The 24,217-nt window shown below is 62.8% G+C and carries 28 protein-coding genes; 16 read left to right on the top strand and 12 right to left on the bottom strand.

Annotated features, from left to right (window positions below; all coding sequences use genetic code 11):
• Positions 1 to 36 precede the first annotated feature (36 nt).
• Positions 37 to 543 carry a peptide deformylase gene (gene def / locus ACIQUS_RS00435; RefSeq protein WP_403041453.1) on the bottom strand — a complete coding sequence of 169 codons (507 nt, stop codon included), beginning with the start codon at positions 541 to 543 and terminating at the stop codon, positions 37 to 39.
• 220 nt (positions 544 to 763) lie between these two features.
• Here def and dprA point away from each other — a divergent pair, with 220 nt between their 5' ends.
• Both dprA and ACIQUS_RS00425 read left to right on the top strand, forming a co-directional pair.
• The gene (gene dprA, locus ACIQUS_RS00430; protein WP_403041450.1) at positions 764 to 1,870 is read left to right on the top strand and encodes a DNA-processing protein DprA; all 1,107 of its coding nucleotides are present in this window, start codon (positions 764 to 766) and stop codon (positions 1,868 to 1,870) included.
• A gap of 39 nt (positions 1,871 to 1,909) precedes the next feature.
• Positions 1,910 to 2,467 (top strand): L-threonylcarbamoyladenylate synthase, encoded by a 558-nt coding sequence (locus tag ACIQUS_RS00425; protein WP_403041448.1) that lies wholly within the window; start codon positions 1,910 to 1,912, stop codon positions 2,465 to 2,467.
• Between the two features lie 67 nt (positions 2,468 to 2,534).
• On the opposite strand, the gene ACIQUS_RS00420 is transcribed toward ACIQUS_RS00425, so the two are convergent.
• Positions 2,535 to 3,512, bottom strand: coding sequence for an NADPH:quinone reductase (locus tag ACIQUS_RS00420; protein ID WP_403041446.1), 978 nt, complete (start codon positions 3,510 to 3,512; stop codon positions 2,535 to 2,537).
• Positions 3,513 to 3,642: 130 nt separating this feature from the next.
• Here ACIQUS_RS00420 and hemF point away from each other — a divergent pair, with 130 nt between their 5' ends.
• The gene (hemF, locus tag ACIQUS_RS00415; RefSeq protein WP_403041443.1) at positions 3,643 to 4,569 is read left to right on the top strand and encodes an oxygen-dependent coproporphyrinogen oxidase; all 927 of its coding nucleotides are present in this window, start codon (positions 3,643 to 3,645) and stop codon (positions 4,567 to 4,569) included.
• A 55-nt stretch (positions 4,570 to 4,624) separates the two neighbouring features.
• Positions 4,625 to 5,449, top strand: a complete 825-nt coding sequence (gene aroE / locus ACIQUS_RS00410) for a shikimate dehydrogenase (protein ID WP_403041441.1) — start codon at positions 4,625 to 4,627, stop codon at positions 5,447 to 5,449.
• Here aroE and ACIQUS_RS00405 read toward each other — a convergent pair.
• Together ACIQUS_RS00405 and ACIQUS_RS00400 are read right to left on the bottom strand one after the other, a co-directional pair.
• Positions 5,446 to 7,017 (bottom strand): SulP family inorganic anion transporter, encoded by a 1,572-nt coding sequence (locus ACIQUS_RS00405; RefSeq protein WP_403041438.1) that lies wholly within the window; start codon positions 7,015 to 7,017, stop codon positions 5,446 to 5,448. The genes aroE and ACIQUS_RS00405 overlap by 4 nt on opposite strands.
• Positions 7,018 to 7,100: 83 nt before the next feature.
• Entirely contained in the window at positions 7,101 to 7,718 is a 618-nt protein-coding gene (locus tag ACIQUS_RS00400) for an NAD(P)-dependent oxidoreductase (protein ID WP_403041436.1), read from the bottom strand.
• A gap of 78 nt (positions 7,719 to 7,796) precedes the next feature.
• On the opposite strand from ACIQUS_RS00400, the gene ACIQUS_RS00395 reads away from it, so the two are divergent.
• The gene (locus tag ACIQUS_RS00395; protein ID WP_403041434.1) at positions 7,797 to 8,132 is read left to right on the top strand and encodes a DOPA 4,5-dioxygenase family protein; all 336 of its coding nucleotides are present in this window, start codon (positions 7,797 to 7,799) and stop codon (positions 8,130 to 8,132) included.
• A gap of 105 nt (positions 8,133 to 8,237) precedes the next feature.
• Here the strand turns inward: ACIQUS_RS00395 and trpA are convergent, their stop codons facing one another.
• Entirely contained in the window at positions 8,238 to 9,050 is an 813-nt protein-coding gene (trpA, locus tag ACIQUS_RS00390) for a tryptophan synthase subunit alpha (protein ID WP_403041431.1), read from the bottom strand.
• Complete coding sequence (gene trpB, locus ACIQUS_RS00385; protein ID WP_403041428.1) at positions 9,047 to 10,264, bottom strand: tryptophan synthase subunit beta; 1,218 nt, start codon at positions 10,262 to 10,264, stop codon at positions 9,047 to 9,049. Before trpB ends, trpA begins: the two co-directional genes overlap by 4 nt.
• 108 nt (positions 10,265 to 10,372) lie before the next feature.
• Between trpB and ACIQUS_RS00380 the strand changes: the two genes are divergently transcribed.
• On the top strand, positions 10,373 to 11,269 hold the full coding sequence (locus ACIQUS_RS00380; protein ID WP_403041426.1) for a LysR family transcriptional regulator: 897 nt from the start codon (positions 10,373 to 10,375) through the stop codon (positions 11,267 to 11,269).
• On the opposite strand, the gene ACIQUS_RS00375 is transcribed toward ACIQUS_RS00380, so the two are convergent.
• Positions 11,266 to 11,592, bottom strand: a complete 327-nt coding sequence (locus tag ACIQUS_RS00375; RefSeq protein ID WP_403041424.1) for a YqjD family protein — start codon at positions 11,590 to 11,592, stop codon at positions 11,266 to 11,268. The genes ACIQUS_RS00380 and ACIQUS_RS00375 overlap by 4 nt on opposite strands.
• Positions 11,593 to 11,747: 155 nt before the next feature.
• Between ACIQUS_RS00375 and ACIQUS_RS00370 the strand changes: the two genes are divergently transcribed.
• Both ACIQUS_RS00370 and ACIQUS_RS00365 read left to right on the top strand, forming a co-directional pair.
• Positions 11,748 to 11,963 (top strand): dodecin, encoded by a 216-nt coding sequence (locus ACIQUS_RS00370; protein WP_403041421.1) that lies wholly within the window; start codon positions 11,748 to 11,750, stop codon positions 11,961 to 11,963.
• A gap of 105 nt (positions 11,964 to 12,068) precedes the next feature.
• Positions 12,069 to 12,293, top strand: coding sequence for a DUF1161 domain-containing protein (locus ACIQUS_RS00365; protein ID WP_403041419.1), 225 nt, complete (start codon positions 12,069 to 12,071; stop codon positions 12,291 to 12,293).
• Between the two features lie 48 nt (positions 12,294 to 12,341).
• Here ACIQUS_RS00365 and ACIQUS_RS00360 read toward each other — a convergent pair whose 3' ends face one another.
• Positions 12,342 to 13,346 carry an LLM class flavin-dependent oxidoreductase gene (locus ACIQUS_RS00360; protein WP_403041417.1) on the bottom strand — a complete coding sequence of 335 codons (1,005 nt, stop codon included), beginning with the start codon at positions 13,344 to 13,346 and terminating at the stop codon, positions 12,342 to 12,344.
• 180 nt (positions 13,347 to 13,526) lie between these two features.
• On the opposite strand from ACIQUS_RS00360, the gene ACIQUS_RS00355 reads away from it, so the two are divergent.
• Both ACIQUS_RS00355 and ACIQUS_RS00350 read left to right on the top strand, forming a co-directional pair.
• Entirely contained in the window at positions 13,527 to 13,952 is a 426-nt protein-coding gene (locus ACIQUS_RS00355; protein ID WP_403041414.1) for an OsmC family protein, read from the top strand.
• Positions 13,953 to 14,025: 73 nt separating this feature from the next.
• Positions 14,026 to 14,259, top strand: coding sequence for a DUF1161 domain-containing protein (locus ACIQUS_RS00350; RefSeq protein WP_403041412.1), 234 nt, complete (start codon positions 14,026 to 14,028; stop codon positions 14,257 to 14,259).
• A 3-nt stretch (positions 14,260 to 14,262) separates the two neighbouring features.
• Here ACIQUS_RS00350 and ACIQUS_RS00345 read toward each other — a convergent pair whose 3' ends face one another.
• Both ACIQUS_RS00345 and ACIQUS_RS00340 read right to left on the bottom strand, forming a co-directional pair.
• The gene (locus tag ACIQUS_RS00345; protein ID WP_403041409.1) at positions 14,263 to 14,676 is read right to left on the bottom strand and encodes a hypothetical protein; all 414 of its coding nucleotides are present in this window, start codon (positions 14,674 to 14,676) and stop codon (positions 14,263 to 14,265) included.
• A 54-nt stretch (positions 14,677 to 14,730) separates the two neighbouring features.
• The gene (locus ACIQUS_RS00340) at positions 14,731 to 15,150 is read right to left on the bottom strand and encodes a hypothetical protein (protein ID WP_403041406.1); all 420 of its coding nucleotides are present in this window, start codon (positions 15,148 to 15,150) and stop codon (positions 14,731 to 14,733) included.
• Between the two features lie 86 nt (positions 15,151 to 15,236).
• Between ACIQUS_RS00340 and ACIQUS_RS00335 the strand changes: the two genes are divergently transcribed.
• Positions 15,237 to 16,328, top strand: a complete 1,092-nt coding sequence (locus ACIQUS_RS00335; protein ID WP_403043003.1) for an aminopeptidase — start codon at positions 15,237 to 15,239, stop codon at positions 16,326 to 16,328.
• 5 nt (positions 16,329 to 16,333) lie between these two features.
• Here the strand turns inward: ACIQUS_RS00335 and ACIQUS_RS00330 are convergent, their stop codons facing one another.
• Complete coding sequence (locus ACIQUS_RS00330) at positions 16,334 to 16,984, bottom strand: HAD family hydrolase (protein WP_403041404.1); 651 nt, start codon at positions 16,982 to 16,984, stop codon at positions 16,334 to 16,336.
• A gap of 29 nt (positions 16,985 to 17,013) precedes the next feature.
• Positions 17,014 to 17,562 carry a gamma carbonic anhydrase family protein gene (locus tag ACIQUS_RS00325; protein WP_403041401.1) on the bottom strand — a complete coding sequence of 183 codons (549 nt, stop codon included), beginning with the start codon at positions 17,560 to 17,562 and terminating at the stop codon, positions 17,014 to 17,016.
• A 91-nt stretch (positions 17,563 to 17,653) separates the two neighbouring features.
• Between ACIQUS_RS00325 and prlC the strand changes: the two genes are divergently transcribed.
• The 5 genes from prlC (at position 17,654) to ACIQUS_RS00300 (ending at position 24,197) form a co-directional block, all read left to right on the top strand.
• A complete protein-coding gene (gene prlC, locus ACIQUS_RS00320) occupies positions 17,654 to 19,705 on the top strand; it encodes an oligopeptidase A (RefSeq protein WP_403041399.1) in 2,052 nt (683 codons plus the stop codon).
• Complete coding sequence (locus ACIQUS_RS00315; RefSeq protein WP_403041397.1) at positions 19,702 to 19,989, top strand: YheV family putative zinc ribbon protein; 288 nt, start codon at positions 19,702 to 19,704, stop codon at positions 19,987 to 19,989. Before prlC ends, ACIQUS_RS00315 begins: the two co-directional genes overlap by 4 nt.
• Positions 19,990 to 20,105: 116 nt before the next feature.
• Positions 20,106 to 22,079, top strand: coding sequence for a M3 family metallopeptidase (locus tag ACIQUS_RS00310; RefSeq protein ID WP_403041395.1), 1,974 nt, complete (start codon positions 20,106 to 20,108; stop codon positions 22,077 to 22,079).
• Positions 22,080 to 22,169: 90 nt separating this feature from the next.
• Positions 22,170 to 23,231, top strand: a complete 1,062-nt coding sequence (locus tag ACIQUS_RS00305; protein ID WP_403041393.1) for a PA0069 family radical SAM protein — start codon at positions 22,170 to 22,172, stop codon at positions 23,229 to 23,231.
• Positions 23,232 to 23,477: 246 nt separating this feature from the next.
• Positions 23,478 to 24,197: a carbonic anhydrase gene (locus tag ACIQUS_RS00300; protein ID WP_403041391.1), complete on the top strand. Its 720-nt coding sequence runs from the start codon at positions 23,478 to 23,480 to the stop codon at positions 24,195 to 24,197.
• Positions 24,198 to 24,217 lie beyond the last annotated feature (20 nt).

Raw genomic sequence — 24,217 nt, 5'->3', positions numbered from 1 at the left:
AAAGGCTTGCCGGAGCAAGCCTTCTGGATGAGGAGATCAAGCTTGCTGGCGGTGCTGCTTTTCCAGTTTCTTCTTGATCCGGTCGCGTTTGAGCGTCGACAGGTAGTCAACGAACAGCTTGCCGTTGAGGTGATCGCATTCGTGCTGGATGCACACTGCCAGCAGGCCTTCGGCGATTTCTTCGAAGGGCTTGCCGTCGCGGTCCAGCGCCTTGATCTTGACCCGGGTCGGGCGATCGACGTTCTCGTAGAAGCCAGGCACCGACAGGCAGCCTTCCTGGTACTGGTCCATGTCGTCGGTGAGCTTTTCGAGCTCGGGGTTGATGAACACCCGTGGCTCGCTGCGATCTTCGCTCAGGTCCATGACCACGACGCGCTTGTGTACGTTGACCTGGGTGGCGGCCAGGCCGATGCCAGGGGCTTCGTACATGGTTTCAAACATGTCATCGACCAGCTGGCGGATGCTGTCGTCGACTTCCGTCACCGGTTTGGCGAGGGTGCGAAGGCGCGGGTCCGGGAATTCGAGAATGTTCAGAATGGCCATAAGCGTATGAGCTGCACTGTGCGATGAAATACAAACATGAATACACATAATAAAGGGATTCGCCGGATTCGGCACCTGGCAAAGGTCAGCTAAGGTTTCAGGCAGGCCCGAAGGGCTGCCGACCGGGCGCTTTTTTCAACCGGTTGTCAAAGTATTATCAACAGAGTTATCCACAGCTTGTGCAGGTTGTGGGGGCTCTGCCCGATCAAGGATGATCGTCATGCCGAAGTCAGCTTCCGGGCGCTGTTCGCCCGCCGAACTCGAGGCGCGCCTGCGCCTGCACCGCTTGCCGGCACTTGGCCCGCAACGCTTTCATAGACTTCTCCAGGCCTTCGGCAGTGCCTCGGCGGCCCTCAGTGCCCCGGCCAATGCCTGGCGTGCGCTGGATATCCCGTTTGCCAGTACCGAGGCCCGTCGCAGCGTTGATGTACGTGAAGGCGCTGCGGCTACATTGGCCTGGCTAGAGCGGCCCGATCAGCATGTGCTGATGTGGGACGACCCCGCCTACCCCGCTTTGCTGGCGCAAGTGGACGCCGCCCCGCCCCTGCTGTTCGTCGCCGGTAACCCGGCCTTGCTGGAAAAACCGCAGTTGGCAATCGTCGGCAGTCGCCGGGCTTCACGGCCATCGCTGGACACTGCTGCCGCGTTTTCCAGAAGCCTTGCCCGCGGCGGTTTCGTGATTACCAGTGGCCTGGCCCTGGGGGTCGACGGCGCTGCCCATCAGGCGGCGCTGGACGTCGAAGGGTGCACCATCGGGGTGCTGGGCACGGGCCTGCAGAAATTTTATCCACAACGCCACCGGGCACTGGCCGCTGCCATGATCGAGCGAGGCAGTGCCGTGGTGTCCGAGTTCGCGCTGGATGCCGGGCCGGTGGCGGGCAACTTCCCGCGGCGCAATCGCATCATCAGCGGGCTGTCACTGGGCGTGCTGGTGGTGGAGGCGAGCCTTGCCAGTGGCTCGCTGATCACCGCGCGCCTGGCGGCCGAGCAAGGGCGAGAGGTCTACGCCATTCCCGGCTCGATACACCATCCGGGCTCCAAGGGCTGCCACCAGCTGATTCGCGATGGGGCGTTGCTGGTGGAAAACGTCGAGCAGATCGTCGAAACCCTGCAGGGCTGGCAGCGTTTGCCGCCGTTGGCGGACGAGGAGCCTGCGCGAGGCCTGCATATACTTGAGACATTGCTGTTGGCTGCCCCCCAGACCACCGAGGGACTGGCCGCCAACAGCGGCTGGTCATTGCCCAGGGTGCTGGCGGCATTGACCGAGCTGGAGGTGGCGGGACGGGTCTGTAATGAAGCCGGGCGTTGGTTTGCCCGGCCAGGCTAAGTACACTGCGGGTCAGCCTTAGAATGCGGAGTGAAAGCAATGGTGAGCAGTTGGCGTGTGCAACAAGCCGCGCGTGAAATCCGGGCCGGTGCGGTGATTGCCTACCCAACCGAGGCCGTCTGGGGCCTGGGCTGTGACCCATGGAACGAGGAAGCGGTGGATCGCCTGCTGGCGATCAAATCGCGCTCGGTGGACAAGGGACTGATCCTGATCGCCGACAATATCCGCCAGTTCGACTTCCTGTTCGATGATTTCCCCGAAACCTGGATAGATCGCATGAGCAGCACCTGGCCCGGCCCGAACACCTGGCTGGTGCCACACCAGAACATGCTGCCGCAGTGGATCACCGGGGTGCACGACACGGTTGCGCTGCGGGTCAGCGACCACCCGGTGGTGCGTGAACTGTGCGCGCTGGTCGGGCCACTGGTATCTACCTCGGCCAACCCCCAGGGACGCCCTGCGGCCAAGTCGCGTTTGCGCGTCGAGCAGTATTTCCGTGGCCAGCTGGACCTGGTCCTGGGTGGCGCCCTGGGCGGGCGGCGTAATCCCAGCGTGATTCGTGACCTGGCGACCGGGGAAGTGGTGCGGGCGGGATAAGCCTTATCGCGGGGCAAGCCCGCTCCCGTAGGAGCGGGCTTGCCCCGCGATCGAATTCACCACCGATTCAAGGCAGCAAAACAGTAGACCCCACCGTCCGCCGCGCCGACAGCTCGGTCTGCGCTTTGGCCGCTTCACTCAGCGGATAACGCTGCTGGATATCCACCGTCAGTTTGCCGCTGGTAATCATCGCGAACAGGTCGTCGGCCATGGCCTGGGTGTTGGCCGCCGAGTTGGCGTAGCTGGCCAGGGTCGGGCGGGTGACATACAGCGAGCCCTTCTGCGCCAGGATGCCCAGGTTAACCCCGCTCACCGCGCCCGAGGCATTGCCGAAGCTGACCATCAGGCCACGTGGCGCCAGGCAGTCCAGGGAGGTCAGCCAGGTGTCCTGGCCCACGCCGTCGTAGACCACCGGGCATTTCTTGCCGTCGGTCAGCTCCAGCACCCGCTGCACCACATCTTCACGGCTGTAGTCGATGGTGGCCCAGGCCCCCAGTGCTTTGGCGCGTTCGGCTTTTTCCGCCGAACTGACCGTACCGATCAGCCTGGCGCCCAGGGCCTTGGCCCACTGGCAGGCCAGCGAGCCCACACCGCCCGCGGCGGCATGGAACAGAATGGTGTCGCCCGGCTGCACGACGTAGCTCTGCTTGAGCAGGTACTGCACGGTGAGGCCCTTGAGCATCACCGCCGCCGCCTGTTCGAAGCTGATGCTGTCGGGGAGCTTCACCAGGTTGGCCTCCGGCAGCACGTGCACTTCGCTGTAGGCACCCAGCGGACCACCGGCGTAGGCGACGCGGTCACCGACCTTGAGCCGGGTCACCTGCGCGCCCACCGCCTCGACCACCCCTGCCCCTTCGGTGCCCAGGCCCGAGGGCAAGGCCGGTGGCTGATACAGGCCGCTGCGAAAGTAGGTGTCGATGAAGTTCAGGCCGATGGCGTGGTTGCGTACACGCACCTGCTCCGGGCCGGGGGCGGCGGGTTCGAAATCGACCAGTTGCAGGACCTCGGGGCCCCCATGCTGGCTGAACTGGATACGCTTGGCCATCTGCACACTCCTGTCGCGTTCGGAAAACCCCTATCGGACGCCTTTGCTTGATCGCCGTCAACTGCGGCCAGCCGGTTGCCGGTGGTATGCTACGCGCCGAATTTGCTCATGCCCGCTTCCAGGTGACCTGATGACTAGCCGCACCGAGGCCGTGAAAGCCTACCTGCTCGACTTGCAAGACCGTATTTGTGCCGCCCTCGAGAACGAAGACGGCGGCGCCCGCTTCGTCGAGGACGCCTGGACGCGTGAAGCCGGCGGTGGCGGACGGACCCGGGTGATTGGCGACGGCAAGGTCATCGAAAAAGGCGGGGTGAACTTCTCCCACGTCTTCGGTAGCGGCCTGCCGCCGTCAGCCAGTGCCCACCGGCCGGAACTGGCCGGCCGGGGTTTCGAGGCCCTGGGCGTGTCGCTGGTGATCCACCCGCACAACCCGCACGTGCCGACATCCCACGCCAACGTTCGCTTTTTCATCGCCGAGAAGGAAGGTGAAGAGGCGGTCTGGTGGTTCGGCGGCGGCTTCGACCTGACCCCCTACTACGGCAACGAAGAAGACTGCCTGCACTGGCACCAGGTGGCCGAGCGCGCCTGTGCGCCGTTCGGTGCCGATGTCTACCCGCGCTACAAGGCCTGGTGCGACCGCTACTTCCACCTCAAGCACCGCGGCGAGCCGCGCGGCATCGGTGGCCTGTTCTTCGACGACTTGAACGAGTGGGACTTCGACACCTGCTTCGCCTTCATGCGCGCCATCGGCGATGCCTACATCGAGGCCTACCTGCCGATCGTCCAGCGCCGCAAGGCCATGGCCTATACCGCCGAGCAGCGTGAGTTCCAGGAATTCCGCCGTGGTCGCTACGTCGAGTTCAACCTGGTCTATGACCGTGGCACCCTGTTTGGCCTGCAATCGGGTGGTCGTACCGAATCGATCCTGATGTCGCTGCCACCGCAGGTTCGTTGGGGGTACGATTGGAAACCGGCACCGGGTAGTGACGAAGCCCGCCTGACCGAGTATTTCCTGCAGGATCGCGACTGGATTGGCGAGGCCAAGCCTGGTCGTTGACCGCTCTGTGGATAACTTTGCCGGATAGCCCGGCCCCGACCCAGGAACCGCGTGAATGGACCAGTACGTTGTATTCGGCAACCCGATCGGCCACAGCAAATCGCCGCTGATCCACCGCCTGTTCGCCGACCAGACCGGCCAGCAGCTGGAGTACAACACCCTGCTGGCACCGCTGGATGACTTTACCGATTGCGCCCTGGGGTTCTTCAAGCAGGGCCAGGGCGCCAACGTCACCGTGCCGTTCAAGGAAGAAGCCTACCGCTTGGTCGACAGCCTGACGCCACGGGCCGAACGGGCCGGTGCGGTGAATACCTTGATCAAGCTGGCCGATGGCAGCCTGCAGGGTGACAACACCGACGGTGCCGGCCTGGTGCGCGACCTGACCGTCAACGCCGGGGTGCAGCTCAGTGGCAAGCGCATCCTGCTGCTGGGTGCCGGCGGTGCGGTGCGTGGCGTGCTGGAGCCTCTGCTGGCCCACAACCCGAGATCGCTGGTGATCGCCAACCGTACGGTGGAAAAGGCCGAACGACTGGCCCATGAGTTCGCCGACCTGGGCCCTGTGGCGGCCAGTGGTTTCACCTGGCTGAAAGAGCCTGTCGACCTGATCATCAATGCCACCTCTGCCAGCCTGGCAGGTGAATTGCCGCCGATTTCCCCCAGCCTGATCGAGCCGGGCAAGACAGTCTGCTACGACATGATGTACGGCAAGGAGCCGACGCCGTTCTGCCAATGGGCGACTGAACACGGGGCTGCCCAGGTGCTGGACGGCCTGGGCATGCTCGCCGAGCAGGCCGCCGAGGCCTTCTTCGTCTGGCGCGGCGTGCGCCCGGACACCGGACCGGTGCTGGACGAGCTGCGTCGTCAGCTGGCCCGCGGCTAACCTTCGAAGCGGATCGGGCAGTGCGCTGCCCCTTCCAGCTTGTGCAATTCCTCGATCACCTGCGGGCGCGCCCGGTGCAGCGTCAGGCTGCCCCCTGCCCGGCCCAGGCGGCGGGCCTCACGGTGGAGCATGTCGACCCCGGAATAGTCGATGAAGTTGATCTGCCGGGCATCGATCACCACGTCCGGACCCTGGCAGCGCTGCAGGCGCACCTGCAGGTAATGGCTGGCGCCAAAGAAGATCGAGCCCCCTACCCGCAGCACATCGGCATTGCCCTCGCGTGAATGCTGTACCCGTGGCCGCGAGGTGCGTTTGAGGTAGAAGAACAGCGAGGCCAGAACTCCGGCGTAGATGGCGGTCTGCAGCTCCAGCAGCAGGGTCGCCGTTGCGGTCAGGGCCATGACCAGGAATTCCGAACGGCTGACCCGGAACAACGCGCGCATGGCCCGATGATCCACCAGGCCCCAGCAGATCAGCAGGATGCTGCCCGCCATGGCCGGGATGGGCAGATGCGCGATCAATCCGGCACCCGTCACGGCGAACAATGCCACCCACAGGGCCGAGAACACGCCGGCCAATGGCGAGCGGGCGCCGGCGTCATAGCTCAGGCCCGAACGGGTGAACGAGCCCGAGGACAGGTAGCCGGAGAAGAAGCTGCCAACCATGTTCGACAGGCCTTGGGCGCGGATCTCCTGGTTGGCATCGATCAGTTGTTCCGAGCGCGATGACAGCGAGCGGGCAATCGACAGACTGGTCACCAGGCCCAGCATGCCCACCGCCACGGCGCTGGGCAGCAGGCGCAGGATCAGCTCCAGGTCCAGCAACGGCAAGGGGCTCAAGGGCGGAAGCTGGCCGACGAAGCCGGGTACCAACTGCACATGACCGAACACCCCGGGCAGCGCCCACACCAGCAAGCTGGCCAAGGCCAGGGTTATCAACAGGCCGGGCCAGCGAGGGCGCAGCAGTTTCAGCAGGATCCCCAGCAGCAAGGTTCCAAGGCCCAGCACCAGCGAAGGTCCATCCACTTCACCGGCGTGCTCCAGCAGGCTTTCCAGGGTTTTCAGCGCCGTGGCCTGGCTGGGCAGGTCGAGCCCCAGCAGGCTCGGCAGTTGCCCCAGGGCGATGACAACGGCCGCGCCGAGGGTAAAGCCCAGCACCACCGAGTGGGAAACGAAGTTGACCAGTGCACCGAATCGCAGAAGCCCCAGCAGCCACTGGAAGACACCGGCCAGGAAGGTCAGCAACAGCACCAGGGTGATGTAATCGTCACTGCCGCTGATGGCCAGGGGGCTGATGCTGGCGTAGAGCACGATGGAGATGGCCGCCGTCGGTCCGCAGATCAGATGCCAGGAAGATCCCCACAAACAGGCGATCAATACCGGCACGATCGCCGCATACAGGCCATATTCGGCGGGCAGGCCGGCAATCAGGGCGTAGGCGATTGACTGTGGCAGGGCCAGGATGGCACCGCTCAGGCCCACCAGCAGGTCGCGGCGCACGCTGCCCCGGGTTTGCCGGGGCAGCCAGCTGAGGAACGGCAACAAGGGGTAGCGGTCAGGCCGGGCCATGGGCACTCTCTGGAGCAGGCGGAAGCTGCTCAGGGTGCGATTTCTGGCGCGTCAAGGCAAGCCCAGGCGGCGTTACAGAGGTGTCAGAAGACGAAGTTCACATGCTCGCCCTGGTGCAGTTTCAGCTCCAGGGTATCGACCATGGCTGCCGCCACCCGGGCCAGGCGCTGCAAGGGTTCGGCAAGGCCCGGTTCGAGGTTGCCGTGGGTATGGTGGAAGTGCTCGATACCCAGCCCGGCAACGTCCTGCGGGCTGTTGATCAGGGTCCAGTGCAGCGGGCTGCGTTGCAGCAGGTCGACGATCTGGTCGGCGCAGGCCTTTTGCTGTTCGGTGTGCCCTTCGCTGTGATCGAGCACGCTGAAATCCCCCACCAGCAACAGGCGGCGTATAGTCGTTCTGGAAAGACCACCGATCAGGGCTTGGGACATCTGCAGCTGGGTGGTGAAGTCGTCGGGCGCCAATGCCGCCAGCAGGCAGATCACCGCCGATCCCCCGGCCACGCTTTGTTCAGCCTGGTCTGCCGTGCCCAGGCCGCCGATCTTGAAGTGCAGTCCGGGGCGAGGTGCCTGGCTGTTGAGGTCGTTGACCACGGCGATCACTTCATGCTGGCGCTTGAGCAACTCTGCCATCAGGGCACTGCCCAGGCTGCTCGAACCACCGAGGATGACCAGCTTGAACACTGGAGTTTCGGCATTTTTCATCCGTTCACTCCCACAGGTTGCGGGTGATCATTGAACCTCAGGTTATGATCGAGGTTCGTGGCAATCAAGGAGTTTTTCGTGCAGAGGATCAAGGGCTATCACGCCCACGTCTATTACGACGCCAGCACACTGGAGCAGGCCCGGCAGTTGTGTGAAGAGGCTGCAAAGCTGTTTCCGGTGACCATGGGGCGCATGCACCAGAAGCCGGTCGGACCGCATCCGGACTGGAGCTGCCAGCTGGCATTCGGGCCGGAGGTGGTGGGCGTGGTGTTGCCGTGGCTGGCGCTGTACCGCCGGGGGTTGGTGGTGTTCCTGCATCCGCTGACCGGGGATGAGCTGGCGGATCACCGCGATCATGCGATCTGGATGGGGGCGATCAGGCCGCTGGACCTGTCGATTTTCGAGCACAACTGAGTGCTGTGCTGCGCCCATCGCCGGCGATGCCGGCTCCCACAGGTCGGTGCAAACACCTGGCTCTTGTGGGAGCTGGCATCGCCAGCGATGGGGGCTACGCCGGCCTCAAACCTTGCGCGCACCCCGTACACCCTGGGCCAGTGCCGAGCACAGCTCGAGCACATCACCCACGGCCTGCTCTGCGTTCGCTGCCTGGGCGATCTTGTCGACCAGCGCAGACCCCACCACCACGCCATCGGACAGCCTGGCGATGGCCGCAGCCTGCTCGGGTGTGCGGATACCGAAGCCGACGCTGATCGGCAGGTCGGTATGCCGACGCAGGCGCTCGATGGCGCTGCTGACATGTTCGGTGGTGGCCGAACCTGCACCGGTCACGCCAGCCACCGAGACGTAATAGACAAACCCGGAGCTGCGCTCCAGCACACGCGGCAGGCGCACGTCGTCGGTGGTCGGGGTGGTCAGGCGAATGAAGTCGATGCCGGCATCCTGGGCAGGGGCCGCCAGTTCGGCGTCGTGCTCAGGCGGCAGGTCGACGATGATCAGGCCGTCCACACCCACTTCCCTGGCCTGGGCGACGAAAGCCTCGGCACCAAAGCGGTGGATCGGGTTGTAGTAGCCCATCAGCACGATTGGCGTGGTCTGGTTGTCGACGCGGAACTCGCGAACCATCTGCAGGGTTTTCGCCAGGGTCTGGCCGGCGTCCAGGGCGCGCAGGGTCGCCAGCTGGATGGCCACGCCGTCGGCCATGGGGTCGGTGAACGGCATGCCCAGTTCGATCACATCGGCACCGGCGGCCGGCAGGCCCTTGAGGATCGCCAGCGAGGCGTCGTAGCCAGGGTCGCCGGCGGTGATGAAGGTGACCAGTGCGGAGCGGCCTTCGGCTTTCAGCTCGGCGAAGCGTTGTTCAAGACGGCTCATGCCTGTTTCTCCTGGGCGGCCATATGGCTCATCACGGTTTGCATGTCTTTGTCGCCACGTCCGGACAGGCACACCACCATCAGGTGATCCTTGGGCAGGGTCGGGGCGCGTTTGATCGCTTCGGCCAGCGCGTGGGAGGATTCCAGGGCCGGAATGATGCCTTCCAGGCGGCAGGTGGTGTGGAACGCCGCCAGGGCTTCGTCGTCGGTGATGCTGACGTACTCGACGCGCTTCACTTCGTGCAGGTAGGCGTGCTCCGGGCCGATGCCGGGGTAGTCCAGGCCGGCGGAAATCGAGTGGGCGTCGGTGATCTGGCCGTCGGCGTCCTGCAGCAGGTAGGTGCGGTTGCCGTGCAGCACGCCCGGCACGCCACCGTTGAGGCTGGCGGCATGCTTGTCGGTGTCGACACCATGGCCACCGGCTTCGACGCCGATGATCTGCACGCTGGCGTCGTCGAGGAAGTCATGGAACAGGCCCATGGCGTTGGAGCCGCCGCCGACGCAGGCGATCAGGCTGTCGGGCAGGCGCCCTTCCTTCTCCTGCAACTGGGCGCGGGTTTCCTTGCCGATGATCGACTGGAAGTCACGGACCATCGCCGGGTACGGGTGTGGGCCGGCCACGGTGCCGATCAGGTAGAAGGTGTCCTCGACATTGGTGACCCAGTCGCGCAGGGCCTCGTTCATGGCGTCCTTGAGGGTGCCGGTACCGGCGGTCACCGGCACGATCTCGGCGCCCAGCAGCTTCATGCGGAACACGTTGGCCTGTTGGCGCTCGATGTCGGTGGCGCCCATGTAGATTACGCACGGCAGGCCGAAGCGGGCAGCGACGGTGGCGGTGGCCACGCCGTGCATGCCGGCGCCGGTTTCGGCGATCAGGCGTTTCTTGCCCATGCGCTTGGCCAGCAACACCTGGCCGATGCAGTTGTTCACCTTGTGCGCGCCGGTGTGGTTGAGCTCTTCACGCTTGAAGAAGATCTTCGCGCCGCCGCAGTGTTCGGTCAGGCGCTCGGCGAAGTACAGCGGGTTGGGACGGCCGATGTAGTCGCGCTGGAAGTAGGCCAGCTGTTCGAGGAATTCCGGGTCGGCCTTGGCTGCCTCGTATTCGCGGGCAAGGTCGAGCACCAGCGGCATCAGGGTTTCAGCCACGTAGCGGCCGCCGAATGCGCCAAACAGGCCATTGGCATCGGGGCCGGCGCGGAAGTTGGTCTGGGTCATGGGTCGCTCCAGGGCGTAGTGAAGACGGGAATGGCTTTACTCTACCCACGACAGGCGCGGCTGAAAACCGATAAGATTGCTTCAACATGTCAGGAAAACTCACACATCATGCGCCAGGACCTACCACCGCTCAATGCCCTTCGAGCCTTCGAAGCCACTGCCCGGCTCAACAGCGTCAGTCAGGCGGCCGAACAGCTGCATGTCACCCATGGCGCGGTGAGTCGGCAATTGAAGGTGCTGGAAGAACACCTGGGCGTGAGCTTGTTCGTCAAGGAAGGTCGCGGCATTAAACTCACAGATGCAGGGCTTCGCCTGCGCGATGCAAGCTTTGACGCCTTCGATCGCTTGCGTAGCGTTTGTGCCGAGTTGAGCCAGAGCAGTGCGGACGCGCCTTTCGTGCTCGGCTGTTCGGGCAGCCTGCTGGCGCGCTGGTTCATCCCGCGTCTGGGCAGGCTCAAGGCGGACCTGCCGGAGTTGCGCCTGCACCTGTCCGCCGGTGAAGGTGACCTGGACCCGCGGCGCCCGGGGCTGGATGCCCTGCTGGTGTTCGCCGAGCCGCCCTGGCCGGCCGACATGCAGGTGCATGTGCTGGCCCAGGAGCGCATCGGTCCGGTGCTCAGCCCGCACTTTGCCGGATTCGCCCGATTGCAACAGGCGCCGGCTGAAGCCTTGCTGGAAGAAACCCTGCTGCAGACCTCATCGCGTCCGCAAGCCTGGCCAAGCTGGGCGCGGCAACAGGGCATCGACCCTGAAGCGCTACGCTACGGCCAGGATTTCGAGCACCTGTACTACTTGCTGGAAGCGGCGGTGGCCGGTCTTGGCGTGGCCATCGCGCCGCAACCGCTGGTTGCCGACGACCTGCGCGCCGGGCGCCTGGCGGCGCCCTGGGGTTTTTGCCAGACCCAGGCAGCGTTGGCGCTATGGGTGCCGCGCCGCGCCGCGGACGGGCGTGCCGAGCAACTGGCCGGTTGGCTGCGCGCGGAGCTGGTGCGCCAGGCCGATTAACGGTCGCGTCGACACATCAGGTAAGCGGCCAGCAGCCCGAGGGCGCCAATGGCCACCCCGGCGGTGGTCCAGGGGTGCTGCTGGGCGTAGTCGCGGGTGGCAAGGCCGGTCTCACGTGTCCTGGTCCTCACTTCCTCGTAAGCATCGCCCAGCAGGCTGCGTGAGTGACGCAAGGCGTTCTCGGCATTGGTCTTGAGCGTCTTGAGGGTCTTGCGGGACTCGTCCGAGGCATCGTCCTTGAGGCTTTCCAGCGACTTGAGCAGGCTTTCGATCTCCGCTTCCATGCTTTGCAACGATGCTTTACGCAGCGAGTGGTTGGCCATGGTGACTCTCCTTCGTGCTGTGGGTGAGCTGTTCTGGTTCCGACTGCAACAGGGGCGCAAAGTGCAGTCGAACTTTAGCCGGGATTTGCTACTCGCAGGTAAAACAGCCCGGCACTGCTAGTCTCAAAGTTCCCCCCCGAGAATGGAGACGGTTCATGTCGGATCATCACACCTACAAGAAAATCGAACTGGTCGGCTCCTCGCCCAACAGTATCGAAGAGGCGGTCAACAATGCCCTGGCCGAGGCCGGCAAGAGCATCAAGCACCTTGAGTGGTTCGAGGTGATCGACACCCGTGGCCATATCAAGGACAACAAGGCGGCGCATTTCCAGGTCACCCTCAAGGTGGGTTTCCGCATCGCCAATAGCTGATCCGTGCCGCTGGCTTGCGCGGATCAATTGGGGTACACAGTCCAGAGGCGACCGGACGCGTTCCGGCGCCCCTCTCTACTTTGATCTGAACAAGGAAAGCGATCGATGAAGAAGTTGGCAGTAGCATTGGGTTTGATGGCACTGGCCGGTACCGCCCTGGCGGCCGGCAAGCCTTGTGAAGAATTGAAGAGCGAAATAGCCGCCAAACTGGATGCCAAGGGCATCACCGGCTACTCGCTGGAAATCGTCGACAAGGGTGCGGCCGCAGGTGGCAAGGTCGTAGGCACCTGTGAAGGCGGCACCAAGGAAATCGTCTACAAGCGCGGCTGATCGCGAGAGCCCGCTCCCGAGGGAGCGGGCTTGACCCGCGAATGGCCCTTAATCCCCGTGCATGACCTGCGCCAGCAGCTCGTACGAGCGAATCCGGTCCGCATGCTCATACAGGTCACAGGTGAAGATCAGTTCATCGGCCTGGGTCTGCTCCAGCAGCACCTCCAGTTTGGCGCGGATTTTCTGCGGCCCACCGACCATCGCCAACCCGAGGAAGCTGCCCACCGCTTCGCGTTCATGGGGCAGCCACAGGCCGTCCATGCTTTGCACCGGAGGGCGCTGCATCAGGCTCTGGCCGCGCATCAAGGCGAGGATGCGCTGGTATACCGAGGTCGCCAGGTAGTCGGCTCGTTCATCGCTGTCGGCGGCGACCAACGGTACGCCCAGCATGACGTAGGGTTTGTCGAGCACCGCCGAAGGCTGGAAATGGTCACGGTAGATACGGATCGCCTCGTGCATGTAGCGCGGGGCGAAGTGTGACGCGAAGGCATAGGGCAGACCGCGCATGCCGGCCAGTTGAGCGCTGAACAGGCTGGAACCGAGCAACCAGATCGGTACTTCGGTGCCATGGCCCGGTACGGCGATGACTTTCTGCTCCGGCGTACGCGGGCCCAGGTAGCGGGTCAACTCTTCCACATCGTCCGGGAAATCGTCGGCACTGCCCGAGCGTTCGCGGCGCAGGGCGCGGGCCGTCAACTGGTCGGAACCCGGTGCGCGCCCCAGGCCCAGGTCGATACGCCCGGGATAGAGGCTGGCCAGGGTGCCGAACTGCTCGGCGATCACCAGGGGTGCATGGTTGGGCAGCATGACGCCGCCGGCGCCAACCCGGATGGTCGAGGTGCCGCCGGCCAGGTAGCTGAGCAACACGGCGGTCGCCGAGCTGGCGATCCCGTCCATGTTGTGATGTTCGGCGACCCAGAAGCGGTTGTAGCCGAATTTTTCCACATGCTGTGCCAGGTCCAGCGAATTGCGCAGCGACTGTGCCGGGCTGCCGTCTGCACGCACCGGTACCAGGTCGAGGGTGGAAAATTTGATGTCCGCAAGTCGCTTCATGGGCTATCGAGCCTCCAGGCAGTCGTTGGCCGGCATCGCGCCGAAACCTTTTCAACTCTGTATGGGCAGATCCTGTGGAATCAATCCCCGGGTTGCAATCGGTCTGAACTTGCCCGTCCAGGTGTCCTCTGAACAGTAGGTAGCGCAAGAGCGCGCCGCGTATGACGCAGAGGAGGCAGCATGAAAAAGACAGCATCAGCCATTTGGCAAGGTGGCCTGAAGGACGGCAAAGGCCTGCTTTCCACTGAAAGTGGCGCGCTCAAGCAGAATCCCTACGGTTTCAATACACGCTTCGAAGGCATGCCCGGCACCAACCCCGAGGAGTTGATTGCGGCGGCGCACGCCGGTTGCTTCTCCATGGCGTTGTCGATGATGCTGGGTGAGGCGGGCCTTACCGCCGAACGCATCGACACCGTTGCGCAAGTCACCCTCGACAAACAGCCTGACGGCTTTGCCATCACCGATGTGCACCTGATCCTGCAGGCCAGGGTCCCTGGTGCGAGCCAGGAGCAGTTCCTGGCGCTGGCGAACAAGGCCAAGGCAGGCTGCCCGGTCTCGAAAGTGTTGAATGCAACCATCACGCTGAATGCCACGTTGGCAGGTTGAGGCAGAACCGGGACGCGCTTCTTGTGGTCAAATGAGCGTCGGCAGAACGTCTGCCGTCACAAGGAGCTGTCCCATGATTCGTGTCGCAATCGCTGTAATGGCATCCGTGCTGGCGACTACTGCGCTGGCTGCGCCCAAACCCTGCGAAGAACTCAAGGCCGAGATCGAGGCGAAGATCCAGGCACGCGGGGTGACGTCCTACACCCTGGAAATCGTGCGCAACGAAGATGTCCACGACCAGAACATGGTGGTGGGCAGTTGCGAGGGTGGCACCAAGAAAATCATCTACCAGAAGAATGATCGCTAGGCGTCAGGGCACGCAGAAGATGTCGTTTTGCTCTTCGGCCACGACCTTGCGTTGTGCGTCGTAGAGGTAGGCCGAGGGTTGCATGGCCGGTGCCCGGGCTTCCAGGCGATAGCGCTGGCCGGCTTCGAAGTGGTCGTAGCGCACTTTCAGGTAGCAGGTGCGTTCCACCGGATCGACCGAGAAACCACCGGAATACACTTCGAAATCGAAGCGCACGGTCAGCTCGTGCTTGCCGGGGGTGACCTGGAAGAAGCGCCCGTCGTTGAGGCGCTCGCCATCCAGGCGGTCGGCCATCAGCGTTTTGCCGGGCGTCATGGTGTACAGGTCGACCCAGGCCTGCTTGTTATCGACTGGAGGCAAGGGGCTGGCGCAAGCCCCCAGGGTACTGAGGGCAATCAGCATCATTGGCTGGCGCATGGCAAACTCCCGCTTGCAAGCTTCAAATAACAAGCATAGCGCCATTCGCCCGGATCAGGTGCTTTGACAGCCTGCCGGCAGCCCTTTGCTGACCAGTTTGCCCTGCTCGTCGTAGAGCTTGGCCCAGGGTCGGAAACCGATGCTGCCGGCTTCCAGTTGGTACCGCCCACCGGCAGCGAAATCCTTGTATTTCACATTCAACTGGCAGTCGCGCCACAGCGGTTCGCTGACCGGGCCGATATTGCTCGGTATCACCGGGAACAGGTAGCGCACGGTCAGCTCGTGGCTACCGGGCGGTACTTCGAAATAGCGCTTGTCGGTCCAGTCACGGTCGTCCACCTGCAGGGCGTGCAGGGTTTCATCCGGGCTCGGCGCAAGGTCGACCCAGGCCTGGTTGGGATCGGGGGTTGGCATTAGCAGGCCGGCGCAACCGGACAACAACACAGTGGCGCTGACGACAAGCAGTGTACGCATGGCAAAACTCCAGCCGGGCAGGATAGTCTTGAAGCGGATGAGTTCTTGAGCGGGATGACGGGACGCGGATGCTTCGACTATTTCTTCTGTTGCGCTCAAGTTCTGGGGCACTCGACCTTTTTTTACGCCGTTTGGTTCCCCTGTTGCTTGGCGTTCTGCTGAACGGTTGTGTCAGCGTCAGTTACTACGGTCAGTTGGCCACGGGCCAATTGCAGCTTTTGCAGGCACGCAAGCCGGTGCCCGAGGTGCTGGCCGATCCTGCCACCCCGCCGGCGTTGCGCGCGCACCTGGAGCAGGCGGAGCAGGCGCGGGCCTTCGCCAGCGAGCACTTGAAGCTGCCGGACAACCGCAGTTATCGGGTATATGCCGACATCGGCCGGCCCTTTGTGGTCTGGAACGTGTTCGCCACCCCGGAATTTTCCCTCGAGGCGCAAACCCACTGCTTTCCCATTGCCGGCTGCGTGGCCTATCGCGGCTACTACAGCCAGGGCGCCGCCCGGGGCGCGGCAGCGCTGCAGAAGCAGCAGGGCCTGGATGTCTACATCGGCGGCGTGGAGGCCTACTCGACTCTGGGCTGGTTCGACGACCCGATCCTCAACACCATGCTGCGCTGGGGCGACGAGCGCCTGGCCACGGTGATCTTCCATGAACTGGCGCATCAGCGGGTGTATGTGCAGGACGACACCGCCTTCAACGAATCCTTTGCCACCTTCGTCGAGCAGGAAGGCACGCGCCAGTGGCGTGCGGCCCGCGGCCTGGCAGCGAATACCGGGGACGACAGCCGGCAACGAGACCAGTTCGTCGGCCTGGTCCTGGCCAGCCGGGAACGGCTGAAGACCTTGTACGCAGCGCCCCTCACCGAGCCAGCCAAGCGCGCGGGCAAGCAGGCCGAATTCGAGCGCCTGCGTCGCGACTATCGGGTCCTGCGTGATACCCAGTGGAAAGGTGTCGGGCCTTATGACGCCTGGATCAATGCGCCGATGAACAACGCCAAGCTGCTGCCCTTTGGCCTGTACGACCAGTGGGTGCCGGCATTTGCGGCGTTGTTCGCCCAAGTGGGCGGCGATTGGCAGGCGTTCTACCAGCGGGTCGAGACCCTGGGGCGCTTGCCGCTTGATCAGCGGCATCAGGCCTTGCGGAGCATCCCACCTGTAGGAGCGGGCTCGCCCCGCGATTGAGGCCATCAGGCCCGCAAGAACGCCCGATGCAGCTCATCCAGGGTGGCAAAGTGATAAGCCGGCTGCTCCGCCATCAATTCTTCCTGGCTGCCGAAGCCGTACCCCACCGCCACCGCTTCCAGGCCGTTGCTGCGGGCGCCGATCAGGTCGTGCTTGCGGTCGCCGATCATCAGCGTCTGCGAAGGGTCCAGGGACTCTTCGGCCAACAGGTGGGCGATCAGCTCGACCTTGTTGGTACGGGTGCCGTCCAGCTCGCTGCCGTAGATCACCTTGAAGTGGTGGTCGAACTCGAAATGCCGGGCGATCTCGCGGGCGAACTCCCAAGGCTTGGAGGTCGCGATGTACAGCGTCCTGCCCTGCCCGTTCAGGGCCGTCAGCAGTTCATGGACACCGTCGAACACCTGGTTTTCGTACAGGCCGGTGACCTTGAAGCGCTCGCGATAGAAGTTCACCGCGTCCCAGGCCTTGGCCTCGTCGAAGCCGTAGAACTGCATGAAGGCCTGCAGCAAGGGCGGGCCGATGAAGTGTTCCAGGCGAGCCAGGTCCGGCTCATCGATGCCCAGCTTGGCCAGGGCGTACTGGATCGAGCGGGTGATGCCCAGGCGTGGGTCGGTCAGGGTGCCGTCCAGGTCGAAGAGGATCGTTTGTTGATGCATGGTGGTCTCGATTAAGGCTGCGGGCTGGTTCACTCAGGCAGGTGGTAGCCTTCGGCCAGGTGCTGGTCCTTGAGTTTGACGTAGTTGCTGGCGCTGTAGGGAAAGAAGGCGCGCTCCTTTTCGGTCAGGGCACGGGCCTGCTTGACCGGGCTGCCGACGTAGAGAAAGCCGCTTTCCAGGCGTTTGCCCGGTGGCACGAGGCTGCCGGCGCCAATGATCACTTCGTCCTCGACCACCGCGCCGTCCATGATGGTGCTGCCCATGCCCACCAGGATCCGGTTGCCCAGCGTGCAGCCATGGAGCATGACTTTGTGACCAATGGTTACATCATCGCCGATCAGCAACGGAAAACCGTCCGGGTTGAAAGGGCCGGCATGGGTGATGTGCAGCACGCTGCCGTCCTGCACGCTGGTACGGGCGCCGATACGGATACGGTGCATGTCGCCGCGCACCACCGTCAACGGCCATACCGAGCTGTCGTCACCGATTTCGACATCGCCCAGTACCACGGCGCTGCGGTCGACAAAGGCGCGCTCGCCCAGGCGGGGCATCTGGTTCTGGAAGCTGCGGATGGCCATGATAGGGGTTCTCTTTAGTGGTGATAGGGCTGCGGTCGGCGTCGATTGTAATTAAGATGGTCCCGTGTTTCTTCTGCCAAGGTGTTTAACCGTGAGTGCGACCAACCCGCTACTGCAGTCTTATGACTTGCCGCCCTTCTCGGCAATCCGTGCCGAGCATGTGCAGCCGGCGATTGAACAGATCCTTGCCGACAACCGTACCGCCATTGCCGAGATCCTCAAGACCCAGGGCCAGAACCCGACCTGGGCTGGCCTGATCCTGGCCATGGACGAACTCAACGACCGCCTGGGCGCCGCCTGGAGCCCGGTCAGTCACCTCAATGCCGTGTGCAACAGCGCCGAGCTGCGCGAAGCCTATGAGGCCTGCCTGCCGGCATTGAGCGCGTATTCCACTGAACTGGGCCAGAACCGTGAGCTGTTCCAGGCCTATGAAGCGCTGATCGCTAGCCCCGAGGCCGCCGGCTTCGACGTGGCGCAAAAGACTATTCTCGAACACGCCCTGCGTGATTTCCGCCTGTCGGGTATCGACCTGCCGGCCGACAAGCAGCAGCGTTACGCCGAAGTACAGAGCAAGCTGAGCGAGCTGGGCAGCCGCTTCTCCAACCAGTTGCTCGATGCCACCCAGGCCTGGACCAAGCATGTCGTGGACGAGGCCGCGCTGGCCGGCCTGACCGACTCGGCCAAGGCGCAGATGGCTGCCGCCGCCCAGGCCAAGGGCCTCGACGGCTGGCTGATCAGCCTGGAGTTCCCCAGCTACTATGCCGTGATGACCTACGCCCAGGACCGTGCCCTGCGCGAAGAGATCTACGCGGCCTACTGCACCCGCGCCTCCGACCAGGGCCCCAATGCCGGTCAGTTCGACAACGGCCCGGTGATGCGCGAAATCCTCGACCTGCGCCAGGAGCTGGCCGAGCTGCTCGGTTACCCCAACTATGCCGAGCTGAGCCTGGCGACCAAGATGGCTGAGTCCAGCGATCAGGTGCTGAGCTTCCTGCGCGACCTGGCCCAACGCAGCAAGCCGTTTGCCACCCAGGACCTGGCCCAGCTCAAGGCCTATGCCGCCGAGCAGGGTTGCCCTGACCTGCAGAGCTGGGACAGCGGTTACTTCGGCGAAAAATTGCGCGAGCAGCGCTACAGCGTTTCCCAGGAAACCCTGCGTGCCTACTTCCCGATCGACAAGGTGCTGTCCGGCCTGTTCAGCATTGTCCAGCGTCTCTACGGTATCGAAATCACCGAGCTCAAGGGCTTCGATACCTGGCACCCGGACGTGCGCCTGTTCGAAATCAAGGAGCACGGCCATCACGTCGGGCGCTTCTTCTTCGACCTCTATGCCCGCGCCAACAAGCGCGGCGGCGCCTGGATGGATGGTGCCCGCGATCGCCGCCGCGCCGCGGACGGCGAGCTGCAGAGCCCGGTGGCCAACCTTGTGTGCAACTTCACCCCGGCAGCCCCCGGCAAGCCGGCACTATTGACCCACGATGAAGTCACCACCCTGTTCCACGAGTTCGGTCACGGCCTGCATCACCTGCTGACCCGCATCGAGCATGCCGGTGTTTCCGGCATCAACGGCGTGGCCTGGGATGCCGTGGAGCTGCCAAGCCAGTTCATGGAAAACTGGTGCTGGGAGCCCGAGGGCCTGGCATTGATTTCCGGTCACTACGAAACCGGCGCAGCCCTGCCCCAGGACCTGCTGGAGAAAATGCTGGCGGCGAAGAACTTCCAGTCTGGCCTGATGATGGTCCGCCAGCTGGAGTTCTCGCTGTTCGACTTCGAGCTGCATGCCCACCACGGCGATGGCCGCAGCGTGCTGCAAGTGCTCGAAGGCATCCGCGACGAGGTCTCGGTGATGCGTCCGCCGGCGTACAACCGCTTCCCCAACAGCTTTGCGCATATTTTCGCCGGTGGTTACGCGGCGGGTTACTACAGCTACAAGTGGGCTGAAGTGCTCTCGGCCGACGCCTTCTCGCGCTTCGAGGAAGAAGGTGTGCTCAACGCTGAAACCGGTCGCGCCTTCCGCGAAGCCATCCTGGCCCGCGGTGGATCCCAAGAGCCGATGCTGCTGTTCGTCGACTTCCGTGGCCGTGAGCCGTCGATCGATGCACTCTTGCGCCATAGTGGCCTGAGTGAGGATGCGGCGGCATGAGTGATGCGCCTGTGAACAAGACGAAAAAACGCTTTATCGCCGGGGCGGTCTGCCCGGCGTGCAGCGAGCCGGACAAGCTGATGATGTGGAGCGAAGACAGCGTTCCGCATCGTGAGTGTGTGGCCTGCGGGTTTTCCGACACCCTTAACGAACAAGGGCTGTCGGTGCCCAAGGAGCTCGGTACCCGGGTCAACAAGGTCGAGGTGAAACCCGCCGAGGCCAAGGTGCAAACTGTGCAGTTCTTTCCAAATCCGAAGTTGAAGAAGCCGGCTGAAAAAGACTGACGTGGTGCCTCTTCATAGCTGTTTCGGGAGGCAATTTGCGGTAGTTATCTAGATCAGCAAGCGTTCGTCCTGGCGGTAGGTTGGCGGTCATGTCCAACCACCCCCAGGAACGACGCATGTCCCGTCCTAACCCCCTGCTGCAACCTTTCGATCTGTTCCCCTATGCCAGTGTGCGTGTAGAGGACCTGCAACCTGCGATACAGCAAATCGCCGAGGATAATAGCTCGGCACTGGCGCAGATCATCGAGCGCGAAGCCGATTCTCCAACCTGGAATGGCCTGGTACTGGCTGTTGAGGCACTCGACAAGCGCCTGGAAGATGTCTTCCATGCCTTGGTGCCATTGCTATTCACTGATGAAGAGTGGGGCGCTGCATTCGGTGCTTGTGAGGCAGTGCAAAAGGCTTACCGCGCAGCAAAACATCAGAACGCTGCACTCCATGATGCTTATCAGCGGCTGGATACAAGGGGCTTCACCGATGAACAGCAAGCGGTACTGGCTCGTATCCTTCGCGACTTTCAACTTGAAGGAGCGAACATTGCTGTTTCTGATAGGCCGCAATTTGCCGAACAGGTCGCGACTATTGCAAACCTTGAAGCAGAGTTTCGGAATAATTTAGAGGTTGCTTCCCAGCAATGGACCAGGCACATCACCGATATGTCCGAGTTGGCCGGTGTGCCCGCTGCGGACCTGCAGGTCATGCACAACGCAGCTCAAGCGACGCATCTCGACGGCTGGTTGTTAACGCTTGGTTTTGAGCCTGTCGATGACATGGTCCTGCGCTATGCGCAGAACCGTGAACTGCGCAAAGAGGTCTACCTGGCCTATGTGACGCGAGCATCCGATCAGGTTGCTGGGCAACACCTGATCGACAACCAGCCGGTACTGCAGGCATTACTGCGTCTGCGTCACGAAAAGGCCCAGCTGTTGGGTTTTACCGATTTTATCGAGCTGAGCCTGCAAACCAAGGCTGCGCAGTCGAGCGCAGAGGTTGAAGCGTTCCTGAACACGCAGATCGATCGCAGCCTACCAAGACTCCAGCGTGAGGCCCGTGAACTCAGGGCATTCGCCAACAGCCAGGGTTGTGATGATCTACAGCCGTGGGATTACTCGTTTTATGCGCAAAAGATGCGCGAGGCTGATGGCGCCGATCTCGACCAGGCCCTGAGTGAATACTTTTCCTTCGACTCGGTTGTGAGTGGGCTGACGGGTTTGGCCGAGCAGCTGTATGGTCTTACGATCAGCAGCGTTGATGGGCAAACCTGGGATTCGCAAGTACAACTGCTGCAAGTCGCTGAAGCTGGCGTCGTGCTCGGCCATATCTACCTGGATGTCTACGCCCGTCCCGGCAAGCCGAACTATCCCTGGGCGCTTGCCATTCGTAATCGCCATGTAGATGCCGAGGGAAATCTGTCGCTACCGGTCGCGGTGTTGTTTGGCGCCTATGAGCCGGATAAATCACAAATGGGACATCGGGACCTGTGCAAGCTGTTCCATGAGTTCCATCATTGCCTTCAGCAGGTGCTCATGACCAACAGCAACAGGCGCTTGAACAGCATTAGCGAATTGGGCCACGACCTGTCTGAGTTTGTCGCCAAACTGCTGGAACAGTGGTGTTGGTCGGCAGAGTGCCTGCAGTCTGTTTCGAAGCATCGAGTGAGTGGGGCGCCTGCTGCGCTTGCCGATATTCAGCAATGGTTGGCGGCGCGAGAAACCCAGCGGGGGCTGGAGATTGCCGAGGAGTTGAAGCGGTCTCTGCTCGATTTCGAATTGCACCGAAGTTACGCTGAGGGGCGCAGTATCCAGCAAGTGGTTGAGCGTGTTTATTCGCGAACCCAGGTATTGCCACTGGCCAGCAATGACCGCTTCGTCAATGGTTTTGATTACATAGTCACCGGGTACGATGTGGGGTACTACTGCTATCTGTGGGCAGAGGCGAATGCCATTGAAGTATTCGCCCAGTTCAGGGCGAACGGCGTTTTCAACCCTCGCCTGGGGCAGGCAATGCGCCAGGAGCTGCTGGCTCCAGGAGCGTCGCGATCAATGTCTGTGTCCATGCAGGCTTTTCTCGACCGCGCAGCGAACGTTTGAACAGTCGTAGCCCGGCGGCTGCCAAGCGGTACTGGCACAATGAGAACACCCCGTGTACTGTACATAAAAACAGTATATGGGGTTGTTTGCATGTTTACTCCTCAAGCGCCATTGCGCGGGCGTGGAACCACCAGCAACCCCCACAACCGCTTCGCCCCCAATCGCTCGGTAGCCGAGGATGACGGCTGGTACCAGGAAGTGCCCCTTACCCAGGGCACCGAAGTGCGCATCGAAACCGCCAAGAGCATCATCACCCGCAACAACTCGCCTGACCTGCCCTTTGACCGCTCGATCAATCCGTATCGCGGTTGTGAACACGGCTGTATCTACTGCTATGCCCGCCCCAGCCACGCCTATTGGGATCTGTCGCCCGGGCTGGACTTCGAAACCAAGCTGATCGCCAAGACCAACGCGGCCGCCGTGCTCGAACAGCAATTGAGCAAGCCCGGCTACGTCTGTGCGCCGATCAACCTGGGTTCCAACACCGACCCTTACCAGCCCATCGAGCGCGAACAGCAACTGACCCGGCGCCTGCTGGAAGTGCTGCTGCGTTACCGTCACCCGGTCACCATCGTCACCAAGGGTTCGCTGATCCTGCGTGATCTGGATCTGCTCAGTGAGTTGGCCCGGCAACGCCTGGTGACGGTGATGATCAGCCTGACCACGCTCGACGACGAGCTAAAGCGCACCCTCGAACCCCGGGCGGCAGCGCCCAAGGCACGGTTGCGGGCAATCCGGGTGCTGAGTGAGGCTGGCATTGCGGTCGGGGTGTTGTGCTCGCCGATGATCCCGATGATCAACGACAGTGAGCTTGAACACCTGCTGGAGGCGGCCAAGGCCAATGGCGCCCTGAGTGCGGCATACATGATGTTGCGCCTGCCGTTGGAAGTCGCCCCGCTGTTCGAGCAATGGCTGCAGGATCATTACCCGCAACGTGCCAGTCATGTCCTGAGCCTGATCCGCCAGAGCCGTGGTGGTGAGCTGTACGACAGTCGTTTTGGCGCACGCATGCGCGGTGAGGGTGTATTTGCCGAGCTGTTGGCGCAGCGATTCAGCAAGGCTATTCGCCGTTTGGGGCTGAATCGTCGTGAGGGCTACTCGCTGGATTGCAGCGCCTTTTGCCCCCCGGGAAGGCAGATGTCACTGCTCTGATTCCAGTAATGGGTATTGGCCACTGATGTTTTTTTGATACTATTTTGGTACCTCTTAAAAACTCTGGAACGCCCGTTCTAGAGCCGCGCAATTCAGTTTGAGTTAAGTTTTTCCGAGTAGTGTAGGAATTCAGTCAACAAATGATGTGATTGTTGGCGCGCGTACGTCATCCAAATGTCATGCGCTGTTTGAATCATCAACCCGGTAAAATGGACTTAACCTAAAAACCGTCAAAGAGGATGAATCATGCCCGTCAAGGACCCATCCAAGGCCGTCCCGGCTGCCCCTGCCGAGAGCGCCGATGCCGCCCTGAAGCACATCGTCGACGGCTTCCTGCGGTTTCACCATGAAGTCTTTCCTGAGCAGCAGGAGCTGTTCAAGAAGCTCGCCACCGCTCAAGCGCCTCGTGCGATGTTCATCACCTGTGCCGACTCGCGCATCGTGCCCGAACTGATCACCCAGAGCTCCCCTGGCGACCTGTTCGTTACCCGTAACGTGGGTAACGTCGTGCCTCCTTACGGGCAGATGAACGGCGGCGTGTCCACCGCCATCGAATATGCCGTGCTGGCCCTGGGTGTGCACCACATCATCATTTGCGGTCACTCCGATTGCGGTGCCATGCGTGCGGTGCTCAACCCCAACAGCCTCGAGAAGATGCCGACGGTCAAAGCCTGGCTGCGTCATGCCGAGGTCGCCCGTACGGTGGTCGAGGACAACTGCTCCTGCGGCAGCGAGCATGAAAGCATGCAGGTGCTGACCAAGGAAAACGTCATCGCCCAGTTGCACCACCTGCGCACCCACCCCTCGGTGGCATCGCGCCTGGCGGCCGGCCAGTTGCATATCCATGGCTGGATCTACGACATCGAAACCAGCCAGATCGAAGCCTACGACGCTGCAAGCGACCGTTTCCTGCCTTTGGCTGCTGGCCAGCCAATCCCTAGCGCCACCCCGAAAGGCCGCTACTAAGCGTCCCCGCTTCCTGCAAC

The sequence above is a fragment of the Pseudomonas sp. NPDC090755 genome, assembly GCF_044769005.1.
GTDB lineage: Bacteria > Pseudomonadota > Gammaproteobacteria > Pseudomonadales > Pseudomonadaceae > Aquipseudomonas.
Note: the sequence above shows the minus strand (reverse complement) of the source record. Positions and strands in the feature narration are given on the sequence as shown.

Excerpts from the sequence above, each read along its gene's own strand:
- def (WP_403041453.1), bottom strand. The coding sequence starts at position 543 with ATGGCCATTCTGAACATTCTCGAATTCCCGGACCCGCGCCTTCGCACC.
- dprA (WP_403041450.1), top strand. The coding sequence starts at position 764 with ATGCCGAAGTCAGCTTCCGGGCGCTGTTCGCCCGCCGAACTCGAGGCG.
- ACIQUS_RS00425 (WP_403041448.1), top strand. The coding sequence starts at position 1,910 with ATGGTGAGCAGTTGGCGTGTGCAACAAGCCGCGCGTGAAATCCGGGCC.
- ACIQUS_RS00420 (WP_403041446.1), bottom strand. The coding sequence starts at position 3,512 with ATGGCCAAGCGTATCCAGTTCAGCCAGCATGGGGGCCCCGAGGTCCTG.
- hemF (WP_403041443.1), top strand. The coding sequence starts at position 3,643 with ATGACTAGCCGCACCGAGGCCGTGAAAGCCTACCTGCTCGACTTGCAA.
- aroE (WP_403041441.1), top strand. The coding sequence starts at position 4,625 with ATGGACCAGTACGTTGTATTCGGCAACCCGATCGGCCACAGCAAATCG.
- ACIQUS_RS00405 (WP_403041438.1), bottom strand. The coding sequence starts at position 7,017 with ATGGCCCGGCCTGACCGCTACCCCTTGTTGCCGTTCCTCAGCTGGCTG.
- ACIQUS_RS00400 (WP_403041436.1), bottom strand. The coding sequence starts at position 7,718 with ATGAAAAATGCCGAAACTCCAGTGTTCAAGCTGGTCATCCTCGGTGGT.
- trpA (WP_403041431.1), bottom strand. The coding sequence starts at position 9,050 with ATGAGCCGTCTTGAACAACGCTTCGCCGAGCTGAAAGCCGAAGGCCGC.
- trpB (WP_403041428.1), bottom strand. The coding sequence starts at position 10,264 with ATGACCCAGACCAACTTCCGCGCCGGCCCCGATGCCAATGGCCTGTTT.
- ACIQUS_RS00380 (WP_403041426.1), top strand. The coding sequence starts at position 10,373 with ATGCGCCAGGACCTACCACCGCTCAATGCCCTTCGAGCCTTCGAAGCC.
- ACIQUS_RS00375 (WP_403041424.1), bottom strand. The coding sequence starts at position 11,592 with ATGGCCAACCACTCGCTGCGTAAAGCATCGTTGCAAAGCATGGAAGCG.
- ACIQUS_RS00370 (WP_403041421.1), top strand. The coding sequence starts at position 11,748 with ATGTCGGATCATCACACCTACAAGAAAATCGAACTGGTCGGCTCCTCG.
- ACIQUS_RS00365 (WP_403041419.1), top strand. The coding sequence starts at position 12,069 with ATGAAGAAGTTGGCAGTAGCATTGGGTTTGATGGCACTGGCCGGTACC.
- ACIQUS_RS00360 (WP_403041417.1), bottom strand. The coding sequence starts at position 13,346 with ATGAAGCGACTTGCGGACATCAAATTTTCCACCCTCGACCTGGTACCG.
- ACIQUS_RS00355 (WP_403041414.1), top strand. The coding sequence starts at position 13,527 with ATGAAAAAGACAGCATCAGCCATTTGGCAAGGTGGCCTGAAGGACGGC.
- ACIQUS_RS00350 (WP_403041412.1), top strand. The coding sequence starts at position 14,026 with ATGATTCGTGTCGCAATCGCTGTAATGGCATCCGTGCTGGCGACTACT.
- ACIQUS_RS00345 (WP_403041409.1), bottom strand. The coding sequence starts at position 14,676 with ATGCGCCAGCCAATGATGCTGATTGCCCTCAGTACCCTGGGGGCTTGC.
- ACIQUS_RS00340 (WP_403041406.1), bottom strand. The coding sequence starts at position 15,150 with ATGCGTACACTGCTTGTCGTCAGCGCCACTGTGTTGTTGTCCGGTTGC.
- ACIQUS_RS00330 (WP_403041404.1), bottom strand. The coding sequence starts at position 16,984 with ATGCATCAACAAACGATCCTCTTCGACCTGGACGGCACCCTGACCGAC.
- ACIQUS_RS00325 (WP_403041401.1), bottom strand. The coding sequence starts at position 17,562 with ATGGCCATCCGCAGCTTCCAGAACCAGATGCCCCGCCTGGGCGAGCGC.
- ACIQUS_RS00315 (WP_403041397.1), top strand. The coding sequence starts at position 19,702 with ATGAGTGATGCGCCTGTGAACAAGACGAAAAAACGCTTTATCGCCGGG.
- ACIQUS_RS00310 (WP_403041395.1), top strand. The coding sequence starts at position 20,106 with ATGTCCCGTCCTAACCCCCTGCTGCAACCTTTCGATCTGTTCCCCTAT.
- ACIQUS_RS00305 (WP_403041393.1), top strand. The coding sequence starts at position 22,170 with ATGTTTACTCCTCAAGCGCCATTGCGCGGGCGTGGAACCACCAGCAAC.
- ACIQUS_RS00300 (WP_403041391.1), top strand. The coding sequence starts at position 23,478 with ATGCCCGTCAAGGACCCATCCAAGGCCGTCCCGGCTGCCCCTGCCGAG.